Source organism: Polaromonas sp. P1_A2, assembly GCF_056406895.1.
Genome location: NZ_JBFTZI010000004.1, coordinates 129744 through 152629, shown reverse-complemented (window position 1 = coordinate 152629; position 22886 = coordinate 129744). Strand labels below are relative to the sequence as shown.

General features: G+C 66.3%; 21 protein-coding genes. 9 read left to right on the top strand and 12 right to left on the bottom strand.

All coding sequences use genetic code 11. From position 1 onward, the window contains the following. Window positions 1-20: 20 nt before the first annotated feature. The 3 genes from AC1D09_RS16730 to AC1D09_RS16720 form a co-directional block, all read right to left on the bottom strand. A complete protein-coding gene (locus AC1D09_RS16730) occupies window positions 21-1697 on the bottom strand; it encodes a DUF1302 domain-containing protein (RefSeq protein ID WP_477701143.1) in 1677 nt (558 codons plus the stop codon). 88 nt (window positions 1698-1785) lie between these two features. Next, the gene (locus AC1D09_RS16725) at window positions 1786-2553 is read right to left on the bottom strand and encodes a coniferyl-alcohol dehydrogenase (protein WP_477701167.1); all 768 of its coding nucleotides are present in this window, start codon (window positions 2551-2553) and stop codon (window positions 1786-1788) included. Between the two features lie 79 nt (window positions 2554-2632). Beyond that, window positions 2633-4087 carry a benzaldehyde dehydrogenase gene (locus AC1D09_RS16720; RefSeq protein WP_477662616.1) on the bottom strand — a complete coding sequence of 485 codons (1455 nt, stop codon included), beginning with the start codon at window positions 4085-4087 and terminating at the stop codon, window positions 2633-2635. Between the two features lie 259 nt (window positions 4088-4346). Here AC1D09_RS16720 and AC1D09_RS16715 point away from each other — a divergent pair, with 259 nt between their 5' ends. Then, entirely contained in the window at window positions 4347-6149 is a 1803-nt protein-coding gene (locus AC1D09_RS16715) for a sigma 54-interacting transcriptional regulator (protein WP_477662615.1), read from the top strand. A 9-nt stretch (window positions 6150-6158) separates the two neighbouring features. Here AC1D09_RS16715 and AC1D09_RS16710 read toward each other — a convergent pair whose 3' ends face one another. Genes AC1D09_RS16710 through AC1D09_RS16695 form a run of 4 tightly spaced genes read right to left on the bottom strand, consistent with a single transcriptional unit; the run spans window position 6159 to window position 9285 of the window. Next, the gene (locus AC1D09_RS16710) at window positions 6159-6782 is read right to left on the bottom strand and encodes an ATP-binding cassette domain-containing protein (protein ID WP_477662614.1); all 624 of its coding nucleotides are present in this window, start codon (window positions 6780-6782) and stop codon (window positions 6159-6161) included. Between the two features lie 6 nt (window positions 6783-6788). Then, complete coding sequence (locus tag AC1D09_RS16705) at window positions 6789-7535, bottom strand: ABC transporter ATP-binding protein (protein ID WP_477662613.1); 747 nt, start codon at window positions 7533-7535, stop codon at window positions 6789-6791. Continuing rightward, window positions 7532-8275 carry an ABC transporter ATP-binding protein gene (locus tag AC1D09_RS16700; protein ID WP_477662612.1) on the bottom strand — a complete coding sequence of 248 codons (744 nt, stop codon included), beginning with the start codon at window positions 8273-8275 and terminating at the stop codon, window positions 7532-7534. The genes AC1D09_RS16705 and AC1D09_RS16700 overlap by 4 nt, the downstream gene beginning before the upstream one ends. Continuing rightward, the gene (locus AC1D09_RS16695) at window positions 8272-9285 is read right to left on the bottom strand and encodes a branched-chain amino acid ABC transporter permease (protein ID WP_477662611.1); all 1014 of its coding nucleotides are present in this window, start codon (window positions 9283-9285) and stop codon (window positions 8272-8274) included. Before AC1D09_RS16695 ends, AC1D09_RS16700 begins: the two co-directional genes overlap by 4 nt. 170 nt (window positions 9286-9455) lie before the next feature. Here AC1D09_RS16695 and AC1D09_RS16690 point away from each other — a divergent pair, with 170 nt between their 5' ends. The 7 genes from AC1D09_RS16690 to AC1D09_RS16660 all read left to right on the top strand — a co-directional run bounded on the left by AC1D09_RS16690 (window position 9456) and on the right by AC1D09_RS16660 (window position 17220). Further along, entirely contained in the window at window positions 9456-10337 is an 882-nt protein-coding gene (locus tag AC1D09_RS16690; RefSeq protein ID WP_477662610.1) for a MurR/RpiR family transcriptional regulator, read from the top strand. Next, window positions 10334-12277: a bifunctional 5-dehydro-2-deoxygluconokinase/5-dehydro-2-deoxyphosphogluconate aldolase gene (locus AC1D09_RS16685; protein ID WP_477701142.1), complete on the top strand. Its 1944-nt coding sequence runs from the start codon at window positions 10334-10336 to the stop codon at window positions 12275-12277. Before AC1D09_RS16690 ends, AC1D09_RS16685 begins: the two co-directional genes overlap by 4 nt. A 36-nt stretch (window positions 12278-12313) precedes the next feature. After that, window positions 12314-13216, top strand: a complete 903-nt coding sequence (locus tag AC1D09_RS16680; protein ID WP_477662608.1) for an NAD(P)-dependent oxidoreductase — start codon at window positions 12314-12316, stop codon at window positions 13214-13216. Between the two features lie 31 nt (window positions 13217-13247). Continuing rightward, window positions 13248-14600 (top strand): ABC transporter substrate-binding protein, encoded by a 1353-nt coding sequence (locus AC1D09_RS16675; RefSeq protein WP_477662607.1) that lies wholly within the window; start codon window positions 13248-13250, stop codon window positions 14598-14600. Window positions 14601-14630: 30 nt separating this feature from the next. Next, on the top strand, window positions 14631-15560 hold the full coding sequence (locus AC1D09_RS16670) for a branched-chain amino acid ABC transporter permease (protein ID WP_477662606.1): 930 nt from the start codon (window positions 14631-14633) through the stop codon (window positions 15558-15560). Window positions 15561-15597: 37 nt separating this feature from the next. Continuing rightward, window positions 15598-16341, top strand: a complete 744-nt coding sequence (locus AC1D09_RS16665; protein ID WP_477662605.1) for an SDR family NAD(P)-dependent oxidoreductase — start codon at window positions 15598-15600, stop codon at window positions 16339-16341. 69 nt (window positions 16342-16410) lie between these two features. Next, on the top strand, window positions 16411-17220 hold the full coding sequence (locus AC1D09_RS16660) for an SDR family NAD(P)-dependent oxidoreductase (RefSeq protein ID WP_477662604.1): 810 nt from the start codon (window positions 16411-16413) through the stop codon (window positions 17218-17220). 3 nt (window positions 17221-17223) lie between these two features. Here AC1D09_RS16660 and AC1D09_RS16655 read toward each other — a convergent pair whose 3' ends face one another. The 3 genes from AC1D09_RS16655 to AC1D09_RS16645 all read right to left on the bottom strand — a co-directional run bounded on the left by AC1D09_RS16655 (window position 17224) and on the right by AC1D09_RS16645 (window position 19831). Beyond that, on the bottom strand, window positions 17224-18414 hold the full coding sequence (locus tag AC1D09_RS16655) for a pyridoxal-phosphate-dependent aminotransferase family protein (protein WP_477662603.1): 1191 nt from the start codon (window positions 18412-18414) through the stop codon (window positions 17224-17226). 9 nt (window positions 18415-18423) lie between these two features. After that, complete coding sequence (locus AC1D09_RS16650) at window positions 18424-19320, bottom strand: DMT family transporter (protein WP_477662602.1); 897 nt, start codon at window positions 19318-19320, stop codon at window positions 18424-18426. Between the two features lie 67 nt (window positions 19321-19387). Then, window positions 19388-19831, bottom strand: coding sequence for a flavin reductase family protein (locus tag AC1D09_RS16645; protein WP_477662601.1), 444 nt, complete (start codon window positions 19829-19831; stop codon window positions 19388-19390). 173 nt (window positions 19832-20004) lie between these two features. Between AC1D09_RS16645 and AC1D09_RS16640 the strand changes: the two genes are divergently transcribed. Then, window positions 20005-20856, top strand: a complete 852-nt coding sequence (locus tag AC1D09_RS16640) for a M14 family zinc carboxypeptidase (RefSeq protein ID WP_477662600.1) — start codon at window positions 20005-20007, stop codon at window positions 20854-20856. Window positions 20857-20985: 129 nt separating this feature from the next. Here the strand turns inward: AC1D09_RS16640 and AC1D09_RS16635 are convergent, their stop codons facing one another. Then, complete coding sequence (locus AC1D09_RS16635) at window positions 20986-21804, bottom strand: M55 family metallopeptidase (protein WP_477662599.1); 819 nt, start codon at window positions 21802-21804, stop codon at window positions 20986-20988. Continuing rightward, window positions 21801-22877 (bottom strand): DmpA family aminopeptidase, encoded by a 1077-nt coding sequence (locus AC1D09_RS16630; protein WP_477662598.1) that lies wholly within the window; start codon window positions 22875-22877, stop codon window positions 21801-21803. Before AC1D09_RS16630 ends, AC1D09_RS16635 begins: the two co-directional genes overlap by 4 nt. Window positions 22878-22886: the final 9 nt, after the last annotated feature.

Here is a 22886-nt window from a genome sequence, read left to right as displayed (position 1 = left end):
GTTATCGAAAAGTCGGAAACTCAGAAAGTGCGGGAAGCGGTGAAGGAAACGTAGTTGCGGTCTTTCAGGCTCTGGCCGTAAGACAGCATGCGGGTGGGCGTGCTCGGGTCGGTGACGGTCAAGGTGTTTTCCTTGCCGAAGAAGGCCGTGTAGTTCAGCGCGAAATTCCAGACGTTCTGGTATTTGCCCTTGATGCCTATGCTCACGTCGCCCGCCTTGCTGGCGCCGCCGGCGAAGTTGATGACCGCCGAGGAGCGGCCGCCGAAGTTGTAGCCCAGGCCCAGCGGGATGGACAGGTCCAGGCCGGGCAGCACCTGGAAGTACTGCGGCTCAAAAATCATGCGGAAGGCCGCTGCGTCGCGCGTGGCATTCGGGTCCAGCCCGCCGAAGCCGACGGCGCTGGGGTTTTTGCTCACGCTCAGCAGCCGGTTCCAGGCCAGCTCCGCCACCAGCGCGCCGCCGTCCCACAGGCTGGACTTGTTGAGCACATAAATGCCCGAGAGGTTGATGTGCGCCGTCCTGCCGGTGGCATAGCAGGGGTTGGCGGCCGAGCCGTCGCAGTTGGCCGGCGGCATGAAGGGCGCGCCGCCCAGCACGGCCGGGTCGCTGGCCAGCGGGGCGTTGCTGCGCAGCGAGCCTTCGAGCGCCCAGTTGAGCTGGCCTATGGACGAGGTGACGCTGGCGCCTATGGTCTTGATGCCCTTGGCATAGACGTTGTGCACATTGCCGTTGATCAGGTCGAACACCGGCACGGCCGGGGTCTTGTCGTTGTAGCGCGCCGCGTACAGGCCGAACTCATAGTTGCTGCCGGCCGGGGCCCAGCGCAGCTGCGCGCCGAACTGGCCGCTGTCACCCGGCTTCTGGTCGCGGCTGGTGTCGGTGGGCAGCACCGGCCCGCCCAGGTAGACGCGGCCGCCGCCTATGTAGTCCTGGTTGGAGAAATAGCTGCCGACCCCGGGGATCTTGCTGGGCCGCCACTTGAGCTGGTAGTAGCCGCCCAGCGTCAGGCCTTCGGCCACCTGCAGCGTGCCCGAGATCTGCTCCACCGGCAGCAGCACTTCCTTGAACTGCCAGTTGGGCACCGAGACTATTTTGGCGATGTCCACCGGGCCTTGCGCGTTGGCGATGCCGTTCTGGCCGAAGAACACGCTCTCGCCATACTGCAGCGCGTGTTTGCCCACGCGTATCGAGGCCGGCATGCTGCCGATGGAGCCCTTGCCCCAGACAAAGGCGTCCAGGAACTCGTCACCGCGGCCGTGCTGGTCCCGGGTCGCGGGCACAAACTGGTTGGCGGGCTGGCCCGCGAAGTTGCTGACGCCGGCCGTGCCGTCGTTGGCATTGGCGCGCAGGTATTGCGAGTCGTACCAGGCCGAATGGCTGATGCGCAGGCCCCAGTTGCTGCGGCTGTAGTCGAACTCGGTCAGCAGGTCGGCGCGGTTGGAGATCAGGCCCTTCTTGAAGTTGAGGTCGCCGTCGTTCTCGTTGGTCACGCCGCCGTCGCCGCGGGCGGCCGGCGAGGTCAGCAGCGCCGACGGATCCTTGAGCCGCCAGGCCAGGCTGTACTTGGGCGTGAAGTCCAGCCGGATCTTGGTGTCGGGGTCGCCGGAGTCCAGCTCAAAGGCATGGGCCGGCAGCGTGCAGGCCAGGCAGCTTAGCGCCAGCGTGCTGAGCCGGAAGGGGGTGAATAACTTGGTCATGGTTTTTGTCTCCTCGTGGTGTGTCGTTGTGGTCGTTGTGGCGGTGAAGCGGATGCCCTCGCATCCGCGGTGTGCGTGTCGGATGCCGTCAGATATAGGTGGAGGCCAGGCCGCCGTCGACGGGGAGGTTGGCGCCGCTGACCCAGCGCGCGGCATCGCCGCATAGCCAGGCCACCACGGGCGCGATCTCGTCGGCAAAGCCGGGGCGCAGCATGCGGTGGGCGTCGGCCTGGACGCGCTCCTGGCCCAGCATGGCCACGAAGTCGCCCAGGATGGGCGTGAACACCGGGCCGGGCGCCACGCAGTTCATGCGCACGCCTTTGCCGAGGAACCATTCCTGCGACTGCACGGCGTTCCAGACGATCAGCGCCTCCTTGAAGTACTGGTAGCAGGTCGCTTGCGGCACCGGGTGGGCGCGCAGCCATGCGGTGCCGGCTTCAAAGCCCTTGGCCGCCGCGAGCTCCTTGTGCAGGGCCAGGCGCTGCGGCCATTCGGCGCCCAGGATGGAGGCCACGTTGACGATGCTGCCGCCGCGCGGCATGCGGGCCAGCACTTTTTCCGTCAGGTGCCTGAGGCCCAGGTAGTTCACGCGGGCCACCAGCTCGCCTTCGGCCGTGCCCGGCACGCCGGCGATGTTGCACAGCGCATCGACCTGGGCCGGCAGCTGGGCGACGGCGGCGTCTATGGCTTGCGCCGTGCCGAGGTCAGCTTTGATAAAGCCGTCCAGCGTCAGGCTGGGGTCGTTGCGGTCCATGCCGATGACACGGGCGCCCTGAAAGCGCGCCAGCCTGGCGGTTTCGGCGCCTATGCCCGACGAGGTGCCGGTGATGACGATGGTTTTGCCTTGCAGGCTCATCAGGCTCATAAGGCCTCCGGGATGTGGGGATTCATGAAGCTCTCCTTGAAGTGGTGAAGTCGTGGGCTGAAGGTCAGGTTCAGAACGGGAACATGGGCGCGGTGTCCTTGATGGTCATCCACTGCCACTGCGTGTATTCCTCCCAGTCGGCCGGGCCGCCCACGCTGGTGCCGTTGCCCGCGATGCCGGGGCCGCCGAAGGGGTTGACGCAGTCGTCGTTGACGGTCTGGTCGTTGATGTGGACCATGCCAGCCCTGAGCTGCTGCCCCACCGCCATGGCGCGGCCCACGGAGCGCGAAATCACGGCGCAGGCCAGGCTGCCGGTGTTGTTGTTGGCCAGCGCCACCGCTTCCTCATCGCTGCCGAAGCTGATGATGTTGGCCACCGGCCCGAAGGTCTCCTCGTCGAACACGCGCATGCCGGGCCTGACGCCGGACAGCACCGTCGGCTTGTAGAACAGGCCGTCGTGGGTGCCGCCGGCTTCGAGCTTGGCGCCGGCCTTGATGCTGTCCTGCACGATGGCATGCACGCGGTCGCGCTGGCGCGCGTCGATCAGCGGCCCCAGCGCGACCAGGCCGGTGGCGCCGTCGCCGACCGGCAGGTGGGTGGCCTTGGCGACCAGGCGCTGCAGGAAGGGGGCTGCGATGCTTTCGTGCACCAGGATGCGGTTGGCCGCCATGCAGATCTGGCCCTGGTGCAGGTAGGCGGCCCAGGCGGCATTGCTCGCGGCGATGTCCAGGTCGGCGTCGTCCAGGATGATCAGCGAGTTCGCGCCGCCCAGCTCCAGCGACACCTTCTTGAGGTGCTTGCCCGCCAGTTCGCCTATGCGCCGGCCCACCGCGGGCGAGCCGGTGAAGGCAATCATGGGCACCAGCGGGTCGGTCACCAAAGCCTCGCCGGCCTCGGCATCGCCGGGCAGCACATGCAGCAAGTCCTTGGGCAGGCCCGCTTGCGCGAAGATGCGCGCGATCATCAGGCCGCCGGTCACCGGCGTGCGGGTGTCGGGCTTGATCACCACGGCATTGCCCGCGGCCAGCGCCGGCGCCACGGCGCGCAGCGTCAGGATCAGCGGGAAGTTGAAGGGCGAGATCACGCCCACCACGCCGTGCGGCACGCGGCGCGCGATGCTGGTGCGCCCCGGCACGCTGGGCAGCACATGGCCCTGGGGCTGCAGCGGCATGGCAGCGGCCAGGTGGCAAATCGTGATGGCCTCGCGGATTTCATGCTGTCCCTTGGGCAGGATGCCGCCGGTTTCGCGTGTCGCATACAGCGCGAGTTCGTCGAAGTGCTGCTGGAACAGCGCGCCGGCGCGGCGAAAGATGTCGGCCTTCTCGCGCGGGGGCAGGGCGGCCCAGGGCTTTTGCGCATTCGCCGCCGCCCGCGTGGCCGCGGCCACATCCGCCGCGTTGGCGATGCCCACGGTGCACATCACCTTGCCGGTCGCGGGCTCGACCACGTCGCGTTTGCCGCCGCCCAGCGGCGCGCTCGCCAGCGCGGAAAAATCCAGAAATGCCTTCGCGTCGGATACACCCATTTGCCTTTGTCCTCACGGTTGTTTGATCAGCTCGCCACATCGGCGCGTCGTGCTGCTGTATCGCAATGCATGTACCAGCGGCGCGTGCCGGGGCCCGCTTGCGGCGCCGCAGCAAGCGGTTTTTCACTGGGAAAACCGGGACATACCCTAGGTCCGATTGCTGCGGCGCAGCACATGGAAAGCCCTGAGGGAACTTTTGATCAAATAGTTATAAAGTAAAACTACTTTTCACCATTTGATCAATCCAAGGACAAACGCCATGGGTGTCTCAGACCGCATTTCCCTGGCCGAGGTGGCCCGGGCCACCGGTGTCGCGCTGGGCAGCTTCGACAGCGCGTCGGTGGCCAAGGCCCTGGGCGGTTTTGCCAGCACCCACATAGGCGGCGATACGCACCCGACGATTGCCGACATCAGCGAATGCCTGTTTTTCTCGCCGGGCGACGGGCGCATCTGGCTGCAGGACCAGCGCATGGTGCTGTTGCACACCGAGGCGCTGGGGTCCATGCGCCGCGAGATGGTCGACAGCCTGGGCATCGAGAAGGCCCGCGGCCTGTTCACCCGCGCCGGTTATGTCAGCGGCGCCCGCGATGCCCAGCTCGTGCGCAAGCACTGGCCCGATGCCGACCCGCCGGCGGCCGCCATGGCCGGCACGCGCCTGCATGCGCTGGAGGGCGTGGTCAAGGTGGAGCTGGTCAGCGTGACCTACGATCCTGACACCAGCGGCTATGAGGGCGAATTCATCTGGCACAACTCCAGCGAGGACGACGAACACATCGCCGCCTACGGCATAGGCGGCTCGCCGGCCTGCTGGATGCAGGTGGGTTACGCCACGGGTTATGTCAGCACGCTGTTCGGCCGGCTCATCGTCTTCCGCGAAACCATGTGCCGCTCCATGGGCCATGCGCAGTGCCGCGTGGTCGGCAAGTCCGCCGACAAGTGGGAGAACATCGAGGAAGACATGCGCTACCTGAACGCCAGGGAGTTTGTCGACACCGCGGCCTATGCGCGCAGCGAAACGAGCCCGGCCGACCTGGCGCCCAGCGAGGCGCCGGCCGGCGACGCCATGGTGGGTGCCTCATCGGCCTTTAACGCGGCCTGCCACCAGCTCAGCCGCGTGGCGCGCACCTCGGCCACCGTGCTGTTCACGGGCGAGTCCGGCGTGGGCAAGGAAAAATTCGCCAGCATGCTGCACAGGATCAGCCCGCGCAAGGACCAGCCTTTTATCGCGGTGAACTGCGCGGCCATCCCTGAGACGCTGATCGAGTCCGAGCTCTTCGGCGTGGAGCGCGGCGCCTACACCGGCGCCAGCCATTCGCGGCCGGGCCGCTTTGAGCGCGCCAGCGGCGGCACCCTGTTTCTCGATGAAATCGGCATGCTGAGTTTTGTCGCCCAGGGCAAGCTGCTGCGCGCCCTGCAGGAGGGCGAGGTCGAGCGCGTGGGCGGCACGCGCGGCATCGCGGTGGATGTGCGTGTGGTGGCCGCCACCAATGAGGACTTGCGCCAGGCCGTGCGCGAGGGGCGCTTTCGCGAGGACTTGTTCTTCCGGCTCAATGTGTTTCCCATCCACCTGCCGCCGCTGCGCGAGCGGCGCGACGACATTCCGCTGCTGATGAACCATTTCCTGAACCACTACCGGCGCAAGCACGGCTGCAACACCGGCGGCTTCACCCAGGCCTCGGTGCGCACCCTGCTGAACTACGACTTTCCCGGCAACATCCGCGAACTGCAAAACCTGATCGAGCGCGCCGTGATCATGGCCGATGCCGACGGGCTGATCGACGTGCACCACCTGTTCACCGGCGGCGAAACCCTGAGCGCCGAGGTCATGACCTTGCGGCTGCAGGGCAGCTCGGGCACCCTGAACTTCGAGGGCGCGCCGGCCTGCGCCCATCCCGTGCTGACGGGCGCTGGCGCTTCGCCGCAATCCCTGGAGCAAACCGAGCGCGACACGCTGGAGCGCGCGATCGCCGCCTGCCAGGGCAATCTCTCGGCGGCGGCGCGGCGGCTGGGTACCACACGCGCCAAGCTGGCCTACCGGGCCAGAAAACACAGCCTGATCTGAGAACAGGTTCTAGGCCACCGCCGGCGCCAGGGCTCCCAGGTAGGCTCTGACCTTCTCATCACGCGCCAGCGTATCGAAGTCGGGCGCCTCGCTGATCGCACCCTTTTGCACAAAGATAAAACGCTCGCAGCATTGCCGCAGGATGTCCACGTGGTAGGGCTCGTTGGGGTGCAGGCATAAAAACACCAGCCGGCCGTTGGCCTTGAGCCTGGCGAAGAAGTCCAGCATGAAGCCTATGTAGCCGTCCTGGGTGTTGAACTGCGGCTCGTCAAAAAGATGCACCAGCGGCGAATCGCTTTGCGCATGCGCCAGCATGAAGTCGGGTTTGGTTTTCTGGAAGGAGCGGACCTGGTAGGACTGGTGGTAGTGGATGGCCAGCCGGTCGCGCTCGCGCGTGCGCACCTGGTGGATGTCCTGGCCGTTCACCAGCACGCGGCCCGCGCTGGGCAGGTTGCTGCCGGTGATGAGTTCGAACAGCGTGGTCTTGCCCGAGCCGTTGGGGCCCATGACACCGACCACGCAGGGCTTGTCGACCTCGAAATCGGCGTTCAGTGAAAAGGTCGTGGTCTTGCGGAGCACGCCGCGCTGGTATTGCTTGGCGAGGTTCTCGACGCGTAACAGTGGATGGCTCATGCTGGCTCAGACTCCCAAAAGCTGCCGGCACAAGGCGGCATCGTTGCGCAGGTCGGCCGCGGGGCCCTGGTGGACGATCACGCCCTGGTTCATCACATAAGCGCGGTCGGCCACCGCCAGCGCGCTTTGCACGTTCTGCTCGACCACCAGCACCGCGATGCCTTCGGCCTTGAGCCGGCTGATGGTCTTCATCACGTCCTGCACCACCTTGGGCGCCAGGCCCTGGCTGGGCTCGTCGAAGAGCACCAGGCCGGGCGAGCCCAGCAGCGCGCGCGAGATCGCCACCATCTGCATCTCGCCGCCCGACAGGTTTTCGCACTCGCGGTGCATCAGGTATTCGAGCGCGCTGAAAATCTCAAAACATTCTTTCTCGTGCCAGGGTCTGAAACGCGTGGCTTTGCGCGCGATGGCCAGGTTGCGCGCCACCGTGAGTGTTGGGAAGATACGCCTGTCGTCCGGCACCCAGCCCATGCCGGCCTTGGCAATCTCATGCGTGGGCAAACGTGTGATGTCCCGCGCATCGAAGGCGATGCCGCCTTTGCGCGGCGGCGTCAGGCCCAGCACCGAGCGCAGCAGCGTGGTCTTGCCCGCGCCGTTGGGGCCCAGCAGCGCCACCACTTCACCGGCGCCGACTTTGAGCGACACGTCGAACAGCACCTGCGTTTCGCCGTAGAAGGTGTCTATGCGTTCCACGGCCAGCATGTCCTGCTGCTGCGCAACGGTATTGATGGTGGGTTGGAGGACCGCGCTCATGCCAGCGCCCCCAGGTTGGAGCGGCGCACCCATTCGTTCTCACGCAACTGGCCGGGTGTGCCCTGGGTGATGACCTGGCCCCAGTGGATGACCGAAATCTGGTCGGCGAGTTTGAAGAGGAAATTCATGTCGTGTTCAATGATCACAATGGTCAGCTGGCGCTTGAGCTCTTTCACGAGCTCCATCAGCCGCGCCGTGCCTTCGGCGCCCAGGCCGGCGGTGGGTTCGTCCAGAAACAGCATGCGCGGTTCGGCCGCCAGCGCCACGCCGATCTCCAGCGCACGGCGCTCGCCGTAGGACAGGCTGCTGGCCAAGGTGCGCTCCTTGCCCTTGAGGCCCACGCGCTCGAGGATCGCGGCGGCCAGCTGCTGCGCCGTGTCGTCGGCCCCCAGGTCGCGCCAGGGGTTGAAGCCCTGCCGGCGCACATGCGGCGTGGCCACCAGCACGTTGTCCAGCGCGGTATAGCTGTCGAACAGATTCATGATCTGGAAGGAGCGCGACACGCCCTTGCGCGCGATCTCGCGCGGCGACAGGCCCGTGATGTCCTCGCCCGCAAAGGTCACGCGGCCACGATCCGGCTTGTAGCGGCCCGTCAGCACATTGAAGCAGGTGGTCTTGCCCGCGCCGTTGGGGCCCATGATGCCGTTGAGTTGCCCTTCCTCGAAACTGAGCGTGATGTCTTGCAGCACCACCTGGGCGCCGAAACGTTTGGACAGGCCGCTGGCCTCAAAAAGCTTCACAGCGCACCTCCAGCGGGTGCGGGCTTGGCGGCGACCGCGCGCCGCGGCCTGGCCTTCCAGGCCTGCCAGGCGCCGGCAATGCCTTCGGGCTTGAACAGCACCATGGCCATAAAGACCAGGCCGTACCAGAGCAGCCAGGTCTCGGTGTAGGCGCCCAGCAGGTCGCGCGCCAGGATAAAGAAGGTCGCGCCTATGACCGGGCCCCAGAAGCTCACCAGGCCGCCGCCTATCAGCACCATCATCACCACAAAACCCGAGTTGTGCAGGCTCATGACGTTGGGGTAGGCCGACTGCTGCGCCATGGCGAACAGCGCGCCGGCCAGGCCCGCCACCGCGGTGGAGATCGTGAAGGCCAGCCATTTGTAGAGCCAGACGTTGTAGCCCACAAAGGCCGCGCGTGTCTCGTTCTGCTTGATGGCACTGAAGATGCGGCCCAGCGGCGAATGGATCAGCCGCCACAGGCCCAGCAGCACCAGCGCGAACAGCGCCAGGCAAAAGAAGAAGAGGGCGTTGTTGCCCGACAGGTTGAAAGACACAAAGCCGAAGTCGACCGGCAGGCGCTTGATGTTGAGCAGGCCGTCCTCGCCGCCGGTGACGGTGTGCCATTTGTTGGCGATGAACCAGAACACCTGGCCGAAGGCGATCGTGAGCAGGGCGTAATAAATGCCGCGCCGGTGCGAGATGAACAGCGCCACCAGCGCACCCAGCGCCGCCGTGACCAGCACCGCACCGGCCAGGTCGAACCACAGGTTGGGCCAGACCCTGAGCTGCAGCAGGCCGAAGGCATAGGCACCCGCGCCGAAAAAAGCGCCGTGGCCGAAAGAGGGCAGGCCGGTGAAGCCCAGCAGCAGGTTGTAGCCCAGTGCGAACAGCACCCAGATCATGATTTCCAGGGCCAGGTACTGGTAGAGCCCGACGCGGCCTACCCACAGCGGCGTGGACAGCAGCACCAGCAGCGTGGCGAGCATCGGCAAGGGAATCAGCGGCGCGCGGCCGGAAGCGAGTTGCATGGGGGCCTTGTCTATCTGGGTTTTCTTGGGGGGAGGAAAAGCGTTCGAAAAAAAGACGCTGGACAAAACAGAATATAAATTCTATTATTTAAATAAGCAAGAACATTTATTCTAAATTGACGCGATGCGAGCTGAACCGGCCCATCGCATTTCCCAGGCGGCAAGAACCCATGGACTCTGCAACGAACTACGAAGAACTCAAGGCGCTGATAGGACGGACCTACCCGGACATGTCCAAGCAGCTGCAGCGCATCGCGCGCTTCGCGCTGGAGCAGCCCAACGAGCTGGCCCTGGGCACGGTGGCCACGGTGGCCGAAGCCACCGAGGTCCAGCCCTCGGCCATGATCCGTTTTGCCAACGCGCTGGGCTACGGCGGCTTTTCCGAAATGCAGCAGGTGTTTCGCGGCCACCTGCTGGAGCGCTCCGACAGCTACCGCGAGCGCATAGACCAGATGCGCCGCAAGCAGCTCAACGGCGAACGTGCCCCGGCCGGCGTGCTGCACCAGCTGGTGGGCGAGTCGGTGGCCGAACTGGGCCACCTGGAAGAAAGCATTGCCCAGGCCGACCTGAAGGCCGCCGTCAAACTCATGGCCTCGGCGCCGCGCATCCATGTGCTGGCCCAGCGCCGCGCCTTCCCGGTGGCGGGCTACCTCGCCTATGCGCTGAGCCAGCTCGAGCTGCGCACCCATTTGCTGGACGGCACGGGCGGCATGCTGCGCGAAAGCCTGCGCTCCATCGCGCCCGGCGACGTGCTGATCGCCGCGAGCTTTCGCAACTATTCGCCCGAGGTGATCGCCGCTACGGCGGAAGCGGCCAGGCTGGGCGCCTCGGTGATCGCCATCACCGACGGCCCGCTCTCGCCGCTCAAGGCGCATGCCCAGGTCTGCCTGGAGCTGGCCGACGATTCGTCCAAGCCCTTTCGCTCGCTGGTCGCGCCGCTGTGCCTGGCGCAGGCGCTGGTGGTCAGCACCGGCCACCAGCTGGCCGAACAGGGCGCGGCCAAAACCAAGGGCAAACCGGCCGCCAAGCCGGCGCGCAAAGGACGCGCATGAGCCGCCCGCTGGACCTGATCTGCGTGGGCCGCGCCGCCGTCGACCTGTACGGCGAGCAGATAGGCGGTCGCCTCGAAGACATGCAGAGCTTCAGCAAATACCTGGGCGGCTCGCCGGCCAACACCGCGGTCGGTGTGGCGCGCCTGGGCCTCAAGCCCGCCATGCTGACGCGCGTGGGCGATGAGCACAACGGCCGCTTTGTGCGTGAAACCCTGGCGGCCGAAGGCGTGGACGTCAGCCATGTGGCCACCGACCCCAAGCGCCTGACTGCGCTGGTGTTCCTGGGCATCCAGGACAAAGACACCTTTCCGCTGGTTTTTTACCGCGACAACTGCGCCGACATGGCGATCAGCCCCGAGGACTTCGACGCGGCTTTTATCGCCTCGGCCAAGGCGCTGCTGATCTCGGGCACGCACCTGTCGCAGCCGCTCACCTACGAAAGCTGTACCCGCGCGATGGCGTTGGCCAAGGCCGCGGGCACGCGTGTGGTGCTGGACATCGACTACCGCCCCGTGCTTTGGGGCTTGACCAGCCCCGGCATGGGCGAGCAGCGCTTTGTGCCTTCGGGTGAGGTCAGCGCCCACCTGCAGACCGTGGTCGGCCAGTGCGACCTGGTGGTCGGCACCGAGGAGGAAATCCATATCGCGGGCGGCAGCACCGACACGCTCACCGCGCTGCGCCGCCTGCGCGAGCTGACGGCCGGCACGCTGGTCGTCAAGCGCGGCCCCATGGGCTGCGTGCTGTTCGACGGCGCGATTCCCGATGCGCTCGAGAAGGGTTTGCAGGGCCCGGGCTTTCCAGTCGACGTCTACAACGTGCTGGGGGCGGGCGATGCCTTTATGTCGGGTTTTCTGCGCGGCTGGATAGCGGGCGAGCCGCTGGCGCGCTGCTGCGCCTATGCCAATGCCTGCGGCGCGCTGGTGGTCTCGCGCCACGGTTGCGCGCCGGCCATGGCCAGCTGGGAAGAGCTGCAGTTCTTCCTGGGGCACGGCTCCACCACGCGCCGCCTGCGCGAAGACGCGCGGCTGGAGCACCTGCATCGCGCCAGCACGCGCACTCGGCGCTGGGAAGAACTGGTCATCCTGGCCTTTGACCACCGCATGCAGCTGGAGGAGCTGGCTGCGCGCCACGGCGCGGGCCATGAGCGCATTCCGCATTTCAAATCCCTGATCGCTGAAGGCGCGCGGCGAGGCGCCGGCAAGCGCGTCGGGGTGGGCGTGATCGTCGACGGTCGTTTTGGCGAAGACGTGCTGCCTTCTGTCACGGGTAAGGGCTGGTGGGTGGCACGGCCCGTCGAACTGCCGGGCTCGCGCCCGCTGCAGTTCGAAGCCGGCGCCGGCCTGGGCGCGGCCATGCGGACCTGGCCCGGCGAGCATGTCGCCAAATGCCTGGTCAGCTACCACCCGCAAGACCCTGCGCCTTTGCGCGAAAGCCAGCTGGCCAGTCTGGCCGACCTGCAGCGCGCCAGCGTGGACAGCTTTCACGAATTCCTGATCGAAGTCATTCCGCCCAAGGACATGCCCTGCGATGACGACACCGTGCCGCAGGCGCTCGCGCAGATCTACCAGGCCGGCATTTTTCCCGACTGGTGGAAGCTGCCGCCCGCCGCGACCGCCGCCGGCTGGGAAAAGATCGCGGCCGTGCTGAGGCAGCACGACCCGCATTGCCGCGGCGTGCTGGTGCTGGGCCTGGAGGCCAGTGAGGAAAAACTGGACCGGAGCTTTCGCATCGCGGCGCCGCACGCGATTTGCCGCGGCTTCGCGGTCGGGCGCTCGATCTTTGCTGATGCCGCGAACGGCTGGTTTGCCGGCGCCATGGATGACGCGGCGGTCGTGAAAGACATTGCCGAGCGCTATGCGCGGCTGATCGCGCTCTGGGACCAGGCGCGCACAGGCCAACGGGCCGGTGCCCCTGCCGACGCGGCCGAGCCCGTGAACTGAACACAAGAAACACAACGGATAAAACGGAGACAAGACATGGCACCCCGAATCGGATTTATCGGCATAGGCATGATGGGCCACGGCATGGCCAAAAACCTGCTGGCCAAGGGCTGTGGCCTGACATTCAAGGTCAACCGCAACCGCGACAACCTGGCCGACCTCATCGCCGCCGGCGCGAAGGAGGCCAAGACCAATGCCGAATGCGCGCGGGCTTCGGACATCGTGTTTATCTGCGTCACCGGCTCGCCGCAGGTCGAGGACATCGTCTACGGCAAGGACGGCCTGCTGGGCAGCGGCCGCGAGGGCCTGATCGTGGTCGACACCTCCACGGCCGAGCCGGCCTCCAGCACACGCATACGCAATGACCTCGCGGCCAAAGGCATCAAGCTGGCCGATGCGCCGCTGGCGCGCACGCCCAAGGAGGCCGAGGAGGGCCGGCTCAACACCATGGTGGGCGCCGAGCCGGAAGACTTCAAAACGCTGGAGCCGGTGCTCAAGGCTTTCTGCGAAAACATCTTCCACGTCGGCCCGCCCGGCCACGGCCACGTGCTCAAGCTGGTCAACAACATGATGGCCATGAGCTTCGCGGCCTCGATTGCCGAAGCCTTCGCCGTCGCGGCCAAGAGCGGGCTGGACCTCAATCGCCTCTACGACGTGATCTCGGCCGGCGGCGTGAACTGCGGCATCTTCCAGATGATGGCGACCAAGACGCTCAAGGAAGGCGACGTCACCGGCTTCAAGTTCGGCATCGCCAATGCGCAGAAAGACCTGCGCTACTACACCCACCTGGCCGAGATGCTGCCCGTCAGCAGCTTGATGGGCGAGGCCGCGCACCAGAGCCTGATACAGGCCAGCAATGCCGGTTTCGGCGACAAGCTGATCGCCTCCCTTTTTGAAGCGCAGGAAAAACTCAACGACGTCAAGATCGTTCCCCGTTAAGCCCATCCCTCAACCAGCAGGAGACAAAACCATGAGCGAGATCAACAACAAGGACGCAGCCCCCGAATCCCAACCCGAAACCGCGGCCACCTCGCGCCGCGCGCTGCTCAAGCACTCCAGCCTGGCGCTGGTGGGCGCGGGCCTGTACGGCGCGGCGCCCTTTATGGGCCCCTGGAAGCACAACCACGCCTGGGCGCAGGCCGGCCAGAAGAAGCCGCTGACCATTGGCCTGACCATGGACGCCTCGGGCCTGTACGCGGCCTCGGGTGCTGAAGAACGCCTGGGCGCGATGATGGCCATCAAGGAGTTCAACGACAAGGGCGGCGTGCTGGGCCGGCGCATAGAGGCCATCCACATTGACACCGAAACCACGCCGGCCACCGGCTCGCGCGTGGCCGAGCGCATGATCACGCGCAACGAGGCGGCCTTCCTGATAGGCGCGGTGCATTCGGGCGTGTCCAACGCCATCTCGCAGGTGGCGCAGAAATACGGCACCGTGTTTTTGAACACCAACTCCAGCAGCCCCACCGAAGCCGGCAAGGACTGCCACCGCACCAAGTTTGTCTGGGACGGCAACGGCACCAATTTTTCGAATGCCATCGTCAAGAACGCCATCAAGGCCAGCGGCAAGAACTGGGTGCTGCTGACCAACGACTATGTGTGGGGCCACACCACATCGAAGGCAACGCGCGCCATCGTCGAGGCCAATGGGGGCAAGATCGTGGAAGAACTGCTGGTGCCGCAGAACACCCGCGATTTTTCGTCCTACCTGCTCAAGCTGCAGCAGCTCAAGCCCAATGTCGTGGCCACGGCCGTGGGCGGCGACGACATCAAGGCGCTGCGCCAGCAGGTGGTGCAGCTCAAGATGAACCAGAGCATGGCCTGGATCAACAACCAGCAGGACTGGCCTGATGTCTACGGCCTGGGCCCCGAGGCCATCTTCGGCGTCTTCGGCACCACCTGGTACTGGCGCCTGAACCTGCCCGGCGTGAAGGAATTCGTCGCGGCCTACCAGAAGCAGTTCCCGGGTATGGCGATCCGCGTGCCGGGCAATGTGTACCACAACAGCTACATGGCCACGCGCGAACTGCTGCGCTGCGCGGAGGAGGCCGGCACCACCAACAACATCGCGGTCATCAAGAAGCTCGAAGGCCGCAAGATGAGCGCGGCCGACCGCTTGCAGCATTACGACGCCTGGATGGACCCGGTCACCCACCAGTGCCAGCAAACCATTTATATGGCGACCTACAACGACCAGCCCGCCGAGAAAGACGACATCTTCAAGATCCTCACGCAAGCCGATCCCAAGGACGTGCAGGACAAGGATGCCGCGGGCGCCTGCAAGCTCGAGAGCTACGACGCGACGCCCAGCTACGAAGTCTGAGCGCCCGGCTTCTCACCTTTAAAGGCCGCGATGGACTTCCTGCTTCAACTGGTTCCCCACCTCGTCAACGGCATCTCGCTGGGCCTGCTGTTCGCGCTCATCGCGCTGGGCTTTATGCTCATCGTGGGGGTGATGGAAACCATCAACCTGGCGCACGGCTCGCTGTTCGCGCTGGGCATGTATTTCGCGTTGTTCCTCATCGCGCCGCAGCTGGGCATGTTTCCGAATCTGCAGGCCTGGTACATGGGCCTGCCGCTGGGCACGCGCTACGGCGTGGCGCTGGTCTTCGCGCCCATTTTTGTCGGCATCTTCGGCATGCTGCTGGAGCTGTGCATGCGGCGCACCTATGGTCGCGACCCGCTCTACGGCCTGCTGCTGACTTTCGGCGCTGCGCTGGTGATTGAAGAAGGCATACGTGTGGTCTGGGGCTCGTCGGAAAAGCAGCTCATGCTGCCCGAGGCGATCTCAGGCGCCTTCCTGATGGGTGACCTGGTGTATTCAAAGTACCGCTTCTTTGCCAGCGGCTTTGCCATCCTGATGATTGTGCTGCTCTGGTTGTTTTTGCAGAAGACGCCCTACGGCGCCATCATCAAGGCCGGCGCGCACGACAGCGAAATGGTGCGCGCCCTGGGCATCAACCTTTCGCGCCTGCGCCTTTTTGTGTTCGGCCTCGGCGTGGCGCTGGCGGCCATTGCGGGCGTGGTCATGGCGCCCATCTGGGGCATACGTCCGCATGTGGGTGTGGACGCGGTGGTGCCGGCTTTCCTGATCATTGTGCTGGGCGGCGTCGGTTCGTTGTGGGGTGCGGTGATTGCCGGGCTGATGGTGGGCATGGTGGTCGGGCTTACCGGCTCGTATGCGTCCGAGTGGTCGCTGATGTCCATGTATTTGCTGTTTATCGCCATCGTGACTTTCCGTTCGCGCGGTTTGTTCGGCAAAAAAAGCGTTCTCGATGCCTGATTCCCCCCGCCAATATCTGCCGCAGAAAGCCATTTGAATGAAACCGCTTCAAGACAAAGTCGCGCTGGTCACAGGCGCGGCCGGCACCATGGGCCTGGCCGTCGTCAAGGCCTTGCTCGAAGACGGCTGCAAGGTCGCGATGGTCGATGTGAACCACGAGCGCAACCGTGTGCTGGCCTATGAACTGGGCTCGCGTGCCTTGCCGTTCTCGTTCGATATCAGTGATGCCGCCGCCGTGAGCGACGGCCATGCGCTGATCGTCAAGGCCTTCGGGCCTGTCGACATCCTGGTCAACAATGCCGGCATTCTCTCCAACAACAAGGTCGAGGCCACCGAGGCCGGTGAGTGGCGCCGCGTGCTGGGAGCCAACCTGGACGGTGCTTTTTACCTCGCGCAGCAGGTGGTGCCGGCCATGAAGGCGCGGCGTTTCGGCCGCATCATCAACACCAGCTCGCTGGCGGCCAAGACCGGCGGCTTGACGGCGGGCACGGCCTATTCGGTGTCCAAGGGCGCGATGAGCTCGCTGACCTTTTCGCTGGCGCGCGAGCTCGCGCCTTTTGGTGTCACGGCCAATGCCGTCGCGCCGGCTTACGTCAAGACGCCCATGATCACCGAGCAGCTCAATGAGGAGCAGCGCCAGAAGTTGCTCAAAGACATCCCGGTCGGCCGCTTTTGTGAACCCGAGGAGTTTGCCCACGTGGTGCGCTTCCTGGCTTCGCCGCTGTCGGGCTTTATCACCGGCGAGATTATTGATCTCAATGGCGGCCTGCTGATGGACTAGGGCCGGCCCCAGGAGGCAGGGAAAGCCCTTTCGCCGCCGCTACGCTTTGCGTCCACAATTTCGCCATCCATGAGCATCACACCCCGGATTGATTTCAGCACTGCGCTGACAGGCCTGTTTGACCTGCGCGGCAAGACCGCCTATGTGCCCGGCGGCTATGGCGGCATTGGCGAGGCCATTGCCTGGGGCCTGGCGATCGCCGGCGCGCGGGTTGCTGTGTCGGGCCGCGATGAGGCCAAGGCGCAAGCCGTGGCGTCGGCGCTGCGGGCGGCCGGGCACGAGGCCCTGGGCCTGGCCATGGACGCGCACTCGGTGCCGCAGATGCAGGCCTCCGTCGACAAGGTGGCCGCGCAGTGGGGCGGCCTGGACATCCTGGTGAATTGCGTCGGCATGCAGCGCGAACAGGCCTTGCTCGAAGTCACCGAAGAGGCTTTCGACGAAGTGCTGCAGGTCAACCTCAAGGCTGCGATGTTTCTGGCACAGGCGGCAGCCAAACACCAGATCGCAGGCGGCAAGGGAGGCGCGCAGGTGCATCTGCTGTCGGTGCGCGCGCAGCTGGGCCTGCGCGGCCGTGGTTATTCGGCCTACAGCAGCAGCAAGGGTGGCCTGGTCATGCTGATACGCCAGCATGCGAGCGAACTCGCGCCGCACGGCATCACCGTCAATGGCATCGCGCCCACGGTGGTGCAGACCGAGATGGCACGCCACTGGCTGGAAAACCCCGAGACGCGCCAGCAGGTGCTGGAGCGCATTCCGCTGGGCCGTGTGGCCGACCCGCAGGACGTGGCCGGCGCGGCGGTGTTTTTTGCAGCACCCGCCTCGCGTTTTGTGACCGGGCAGGTGCTTTACCTGGACGGCGGCATCACCGCCTCCCAGTAAGCCTTAGCGTTTTCCGGCCAGCGCTGCAACAGCGTGCTGCACGCCGTTGCCGAAGGGAATGCCTTGCACCCGCATGGCGGCTTCCACACCGGCCAGGCAGCCCAGGATCATGGCCGGGTTCATGTCGCCCAGGTGGCCTATGCGAAACGTGCGTCCCGCCAGCGGGCCCAGGCCGCCCGCAATCGCGACCTGGAACTGCTCGCGCGCGACCGTGCGCATGGCCTCGGGATCCGTGCCCTCAGCCACAGCCACCGTGGTAACGGAGACCGAGCGCGCCGCCGGTTCGCGCACAAAAAACCCCAGCGCGCCGCCTTCGCTCCAGGCCTGGACGGCGGCATGCACGGCGCCGGCGATCAGCCGGTGGCGGGCAATGACCTCTTCAAGGCCTTCGTGAAAAATCAGCCCCAGTGCGGCCTCCAGGCCGAAGAGCAGGGTTTGCGGCGGCGTGCCGCAGAACTTGCGGTAGCTCAGCGGGCTTTGCCGCCGCGCCCAGTCCCAGTAAAACCGGGGTGTCGGGTTGGCCGCGGCCACCTTCATCGCGGCGGCATCGGCGGCGACAAAGGCCAGGCCGGGCGGCACCATCAATCCTTTTTGCGAGGCGCCCAGCACGACGTTGGCGCCCAGCGCATCCATGGCAAAGGGCGCCGCGCCCAGCGAGGCCACCACATCCACCACCAGCAGCGCCGGATGGCCCGCGGCGTCCAGCGCCTGCCGGACTTTGGCGAGCTCGCTGGTCATGCCGCTGGCGGTGTCGGTATGCACCACAAACACGGCGACGATGGCATGCGCGGTGTCTGCGCGCAGGGCGGTTTCAATCGCGGGCACATCAATCGGGTAACCCTCCCGCCAGGGAGTGCGCAGCACTTTGGCACCCATGGCCTCGGCCTGCACGGCCCAGGATTCGGAAAAATGCCCGGTGCCGGCGACCAGCACCTGCTGCCCCGGCGCGAGCAGGTTGGCGATCACGGCTTCCCAGGCACCGTGGCCGTTGCAGGTATACATAAAGACGTCGGCCTTGTCGGTTTGCAGCAGCGCCTTGAGCCCGGTTTCGCAGGCCTGGATCACACGCTCCAGCCGCGGGTCGCCCATATCCATGGGCTGCCTTCGCATCGCGTCCATGACCTCGTCGGGCACCCGCGTGGGGCCCGGTGAATGGAGGAATCGATGGCCGGGGATGCGAGGGTGGGTCGTCATGCCGAAAAATTATGCGCCTGCCGGCTTGCGGTTGACCAGCACGATGCCGGCCGCCACGGTGGCCAGCGCCACCAGCAGGCCGGTGGTCACGCTTTCCTTGAGCCACAGCGCGCCGAACAGCAGCGCGAACAGCGGCGTGAAAAACACAAATACCGAGATTTTGGTGGCCGGGTAGCGCCCCAGCATCCACATCCAGGCCAGGTAGCTGGCGAACGCGCCTATCACCGTCTGCAGCAGCAGCGAGGTGATGGCAAACGGGCTGAAGTGCCAGGACCACTGCTCACCCAGGTAGAGCGACAGCAAGGGGAAGACGGCGGCGCTGACGGCCAGCTGGTAGAACAGCAGCTTCTCGGCGGAGATTTTGACCAGCTGAGTGGCGCGTATCACCACCGTGGTCAGGCCCCACAGCATGCCGGCGGCCAGTGCCAGCAGGTCGCCGCGCGCCGTTGAGGCATGGTCGCCGGTAAAGCCTTCGCGCAGCGCGAACACCACGGCGGCAAACGCGCACAGCAGGCCCAGCCACTGCAGGCCGCGCAGCCGCTCGGACTTGACCCACAGCGGCACCAGCGCCGCAACCCAGAAGGGCGAGGTGTACAAAAACACCGTCAGGCGGGAAGCGCTGGTGTATTGCAGGCCCACATAAATGCAGGCGAACTCCGCGCCGAACAGGGCGCCGGCCAGCAGGCCGGCCTTGAGCGAACCGTCGCGGCTGAACAGCGGAATTTTTCGCCACAGGCACCACAGCCACAGCAGCGCCGTGGCGCCCACCAGGCGCAGCGAGGCCTGGAACATGGGCGGGACCTCGCTGATGGTCGCCTTGATCAGCACCTGCTGCAGGCCCCAGAACAGGCAGCAGCCCAGCAGCAGGGACATGGCGAGGGTGTCGAGATGGGTCTTGCGTGTCATCGTGAAGGACCTGGGGAAACTGGCGGGGACCTGGAAGCGGCGGCCGCGGCCGTCGCCTTCTCGTGATCTACAGCGGATGCTCGGTATAAAACTTGCCGCCGTGGAACAGCAGCGGCGAGGCGCCCGCGCGGTGGCCGCAGCGCTCGACCTCACCGACGAAGATCACGTGGTCGCCTTCTTCATAGCGGCTGCGGTTAAAGCATTCAAAGTGGGCGGCCGCGCCGTCCAGCAGCGGCGCGCCGCTGGCGCCTTCGCTGTAGGCCACGCCGTCCCAGCGGTCGGCGCGCCCGCTGGCGAAACGCTCGGCCAGCTCTTTCTGGTCGGCCGCGAGGATGTTGATCGCATAGTGCGAGCCGGCGCTCAAGGCGGCCATGGAGCCGGCTGCGCGCGCCAGGCTCCAGAGCACCAGCGGCGGCTGCAGCGACACCGAATTGAAGGAGTTGGCGGTCAGGCCCACCAATACGCCCGCCGGCGTGCGCGCGGTGACGATGGTGACCCCGGTGGCGAACATGGCCAGCGACGCCCGGAATTCCCGCTGTGAAAAGCTGGGGCTGCTCGCTTGGCGAGGGGTTGCGGCGGTCGGCATAGAAGGCTAATTTAACTGATGCGGCCGCGGCCCACTCGCGTCAGGGTTTAGGCGGGCGGGCGGCAGGGGCCGCGGCGGCGCCGGTTAAACTCGCGGGCATGCCGTTTCACCGCTTTGCCCTCTGCCTGCTTGCTACCTATTTCATAGCGGACGGTGCCCGGGCTGATTCGCCTTGCGCCGACTACGCGGCCAAACTGCCGAACGTCAAACGGGAACTCTGCGAGGCGGCGCAGCTGCAGCCCACGGGCGCGCGATCCGTCAATGGGCAGGCGATTTGGGTGCGCGACATCAAGCCCGACAACGCCGGCCTGCGCGTGCTGGTGGTGGGCGCTATCCACGGCGACGAGCTGTCCTCGGGCGCGGTGGCCCTGCACTGGATCAAGCTGGCCGGGCAGCCGCCGCAGGACGCGCCCCAGGTGGTCCATTGGCGTTTTGTGCCGGTGCTCAACCCCGACGGCGTGCTGTCCACGCCGCCGCGCCGCGTCAACGCGCACGGCGTGGACCTGAACCGCAACTTCCCCACGCCCAACTGGGAGCGCGACGCCAAGGTCTACTGGGAAAAGCGCACGGGCAAGGACCCGCGCCGCTGGCCCGGGCCCAAGCCGCTGTCCGAGCCCGAGTCGCGTTTTCTGCACGAGCAGATGCAAAGCTTCAAGCCGCAGCTCATCGTCAGCATCCATGCGCCTTACGGCGTGCTCGACTTCGACGGGCCCTCGGTGCCGCCCTCGCGCCTGGGGCGGCTTTACCTGGACCAGGTCGGCATCTTCCCCGGCTCGCTGGGCAATTACGGCGGCATCCACAAAGGCGTTCCTGTGGTGACCATAGAACTGCCCAATTCCACACGCACGCCGCTCGATGCCGAGATGCGCCAGATGTGGCTGGACCTGCTGCGCTGGATGAGCGAACGGGCGGTGGGGCAGGGCGCGGAACACGCGCCGCGCGTGCCTTAGAGTCGCTAACAAAACCCTCCTGGCGTTGTTGCGCCGCCTTGCCGTGCTAATGCACTGTCTGCGGCGGCGCGCCTAGCCAGGACCGCTTCGCTGGGTTTTGTTAGCGACTCTTAATCCTTGAAAAGGTTTTTAGCGCAGCATGCTGGACATGGCCGACAGGCTGTTGACCATGCGCACCGCGGCCTCCACGGTAGGCGCTTCAAAGCCGACCTCGTCCCCGTCCAGGCGCCGCAGGGCCGGCCACTGGCAAAACAGGTCGGCCAGCGCCGGTGACTGGGTCTGGATGCGTACCGCGACAGGGCCTTTCAGCACGTAAGGCCGGGCTGAACCGTACTCCGCCAGTGCGGCGGCCACGCCGACGCGTATGGCCGCGCAGGCCTGGGCCGGGGACAGGCTGATGCCGCTGGTCTGGCCGGTGGCCCGCTTGGTCTGCACAAAGGTGGCATGCGGAAACAGCGGGCGGTGCTCCTCGATGAACACGTCGTCGCCGCTGGCCATCACCACCGGCACGCCGTACTCGCCGGCCAGCGCGCCGTAAATGCCGGCTTCGCCCAGTTCAAGGCCGTTGAAATACACGCGCGCAAAGGCAAAGCTGTTGATGGTGTGCGCCAGGATGCCCCGGCCTTGCGCGCGAGAGTGGTAGCCGACCATGCAGACGGCGTCCACGCCGTCATCGACGCCGGCCATCATGCTCAGGTAGCGCGGCTTGCCCATGACGGCCTGGGCGCGCGCATCCAGCAGCTCCGGCGGCATGTTGCGAAAACTCCCGTGCGAATCGTTGACCAGCACCTCGGTGGCGCCCGCATCGAAGGCGCCGGCAATGGCGGCATTGGCCTCGTGCGTCATCAGCAGGCGGGCGCGTTCGTACTCGGGATTGCCGGCGCGCACCTGTTCGTGGTGGAAAACGCCGGCAACGCCTTCGATGTCGGTGGAGATCAGGACTTTCATGGGCAATCCGCTGAAGGTGAAAAGGAGGATGAAGAGGGCCAGCCGGGCAGCAGTTCGGCCAGCGCGCGACGCTGGTGGCCGCCGCGGCCGGTGACGGCGCGGGCCTGCCACAGGGCATGGAGGATGGCCTGCTCGGTGCTGTCGGCCACGGCCTGGAACAGCGGGTCTATCAGGCCGTCGTGCAGCATGGCCACGGCCGGCATTGGCCTGGTGGTTTGCTGCGGCACGGTATAGGCGGTGGAAAACGCCAGCGCGATGTCGCCGCTACCGTGGCCGAACACCGAGCCGGTGCGCGCCAGCCCGGCGCCGGCGCGCAGGGCCAGCCGGCGCAGCTGGCGCGCGTCCAGCGGCGCGTCGGTGGCGACCAGCAGGATGATGGAGCCTTTTTCGGGTTCTGCTGCTTGCATTTGATGTGCCGCCAGCCGCGCGCCCAGGGCCTGGCCGGCCATGACCAATTGCGGCAGCTGGCCGTAGTTGGCCAGCACCAGCGCACCCACGGTGTGCTCGCCGCCCCCGGTGGCCGCCACGCGGCGCGAGGCCGTGCCCACGCCGCCCTTGAGCCCGAAGCTGGACATGCCGCGCCCCGCGCCGACCGAACCTTCTTCAACCTCCACGCCCGCCTGCGCACAGGCCTGCAGGTAGTGCTGCTGCGTGACCGCCATGCGCTGGATGTCGTTGAGAAAACCGTCGTTGCACTCGAACACCAGCGGGTTGACCGTGGGCAGGCCGCGCCCGGTTTCGGGGTTGGCGGCCATGCACTGGCGGATCTGCGCGGTGGCCACGGCGGCGACCGAAAAGGTATTGGTGAGCGCGATCGGCGTTTCCAGCACGCCGAGCTCCTCGATCTGCAGCAGGCCCACGCTTTTGCCGAAGCCGTTGAGCACGGCCGCCGCGGCCGGGACGCGGTCGCGGAACAGGTCGCCGCCATGCGGGCGCACCACGGTCACGCCGGTCTGCACCTCGCCCGCGTCAAGCGTGCAATGGCCGACGCTCACGCCGGCGACGTCGGTGATGGCGTTGCGCTGCCCGTGCGGCAGGCTGCCGATGTGGGGCAGCAGGTGGCGGGGTGTCACGAAGCGGCC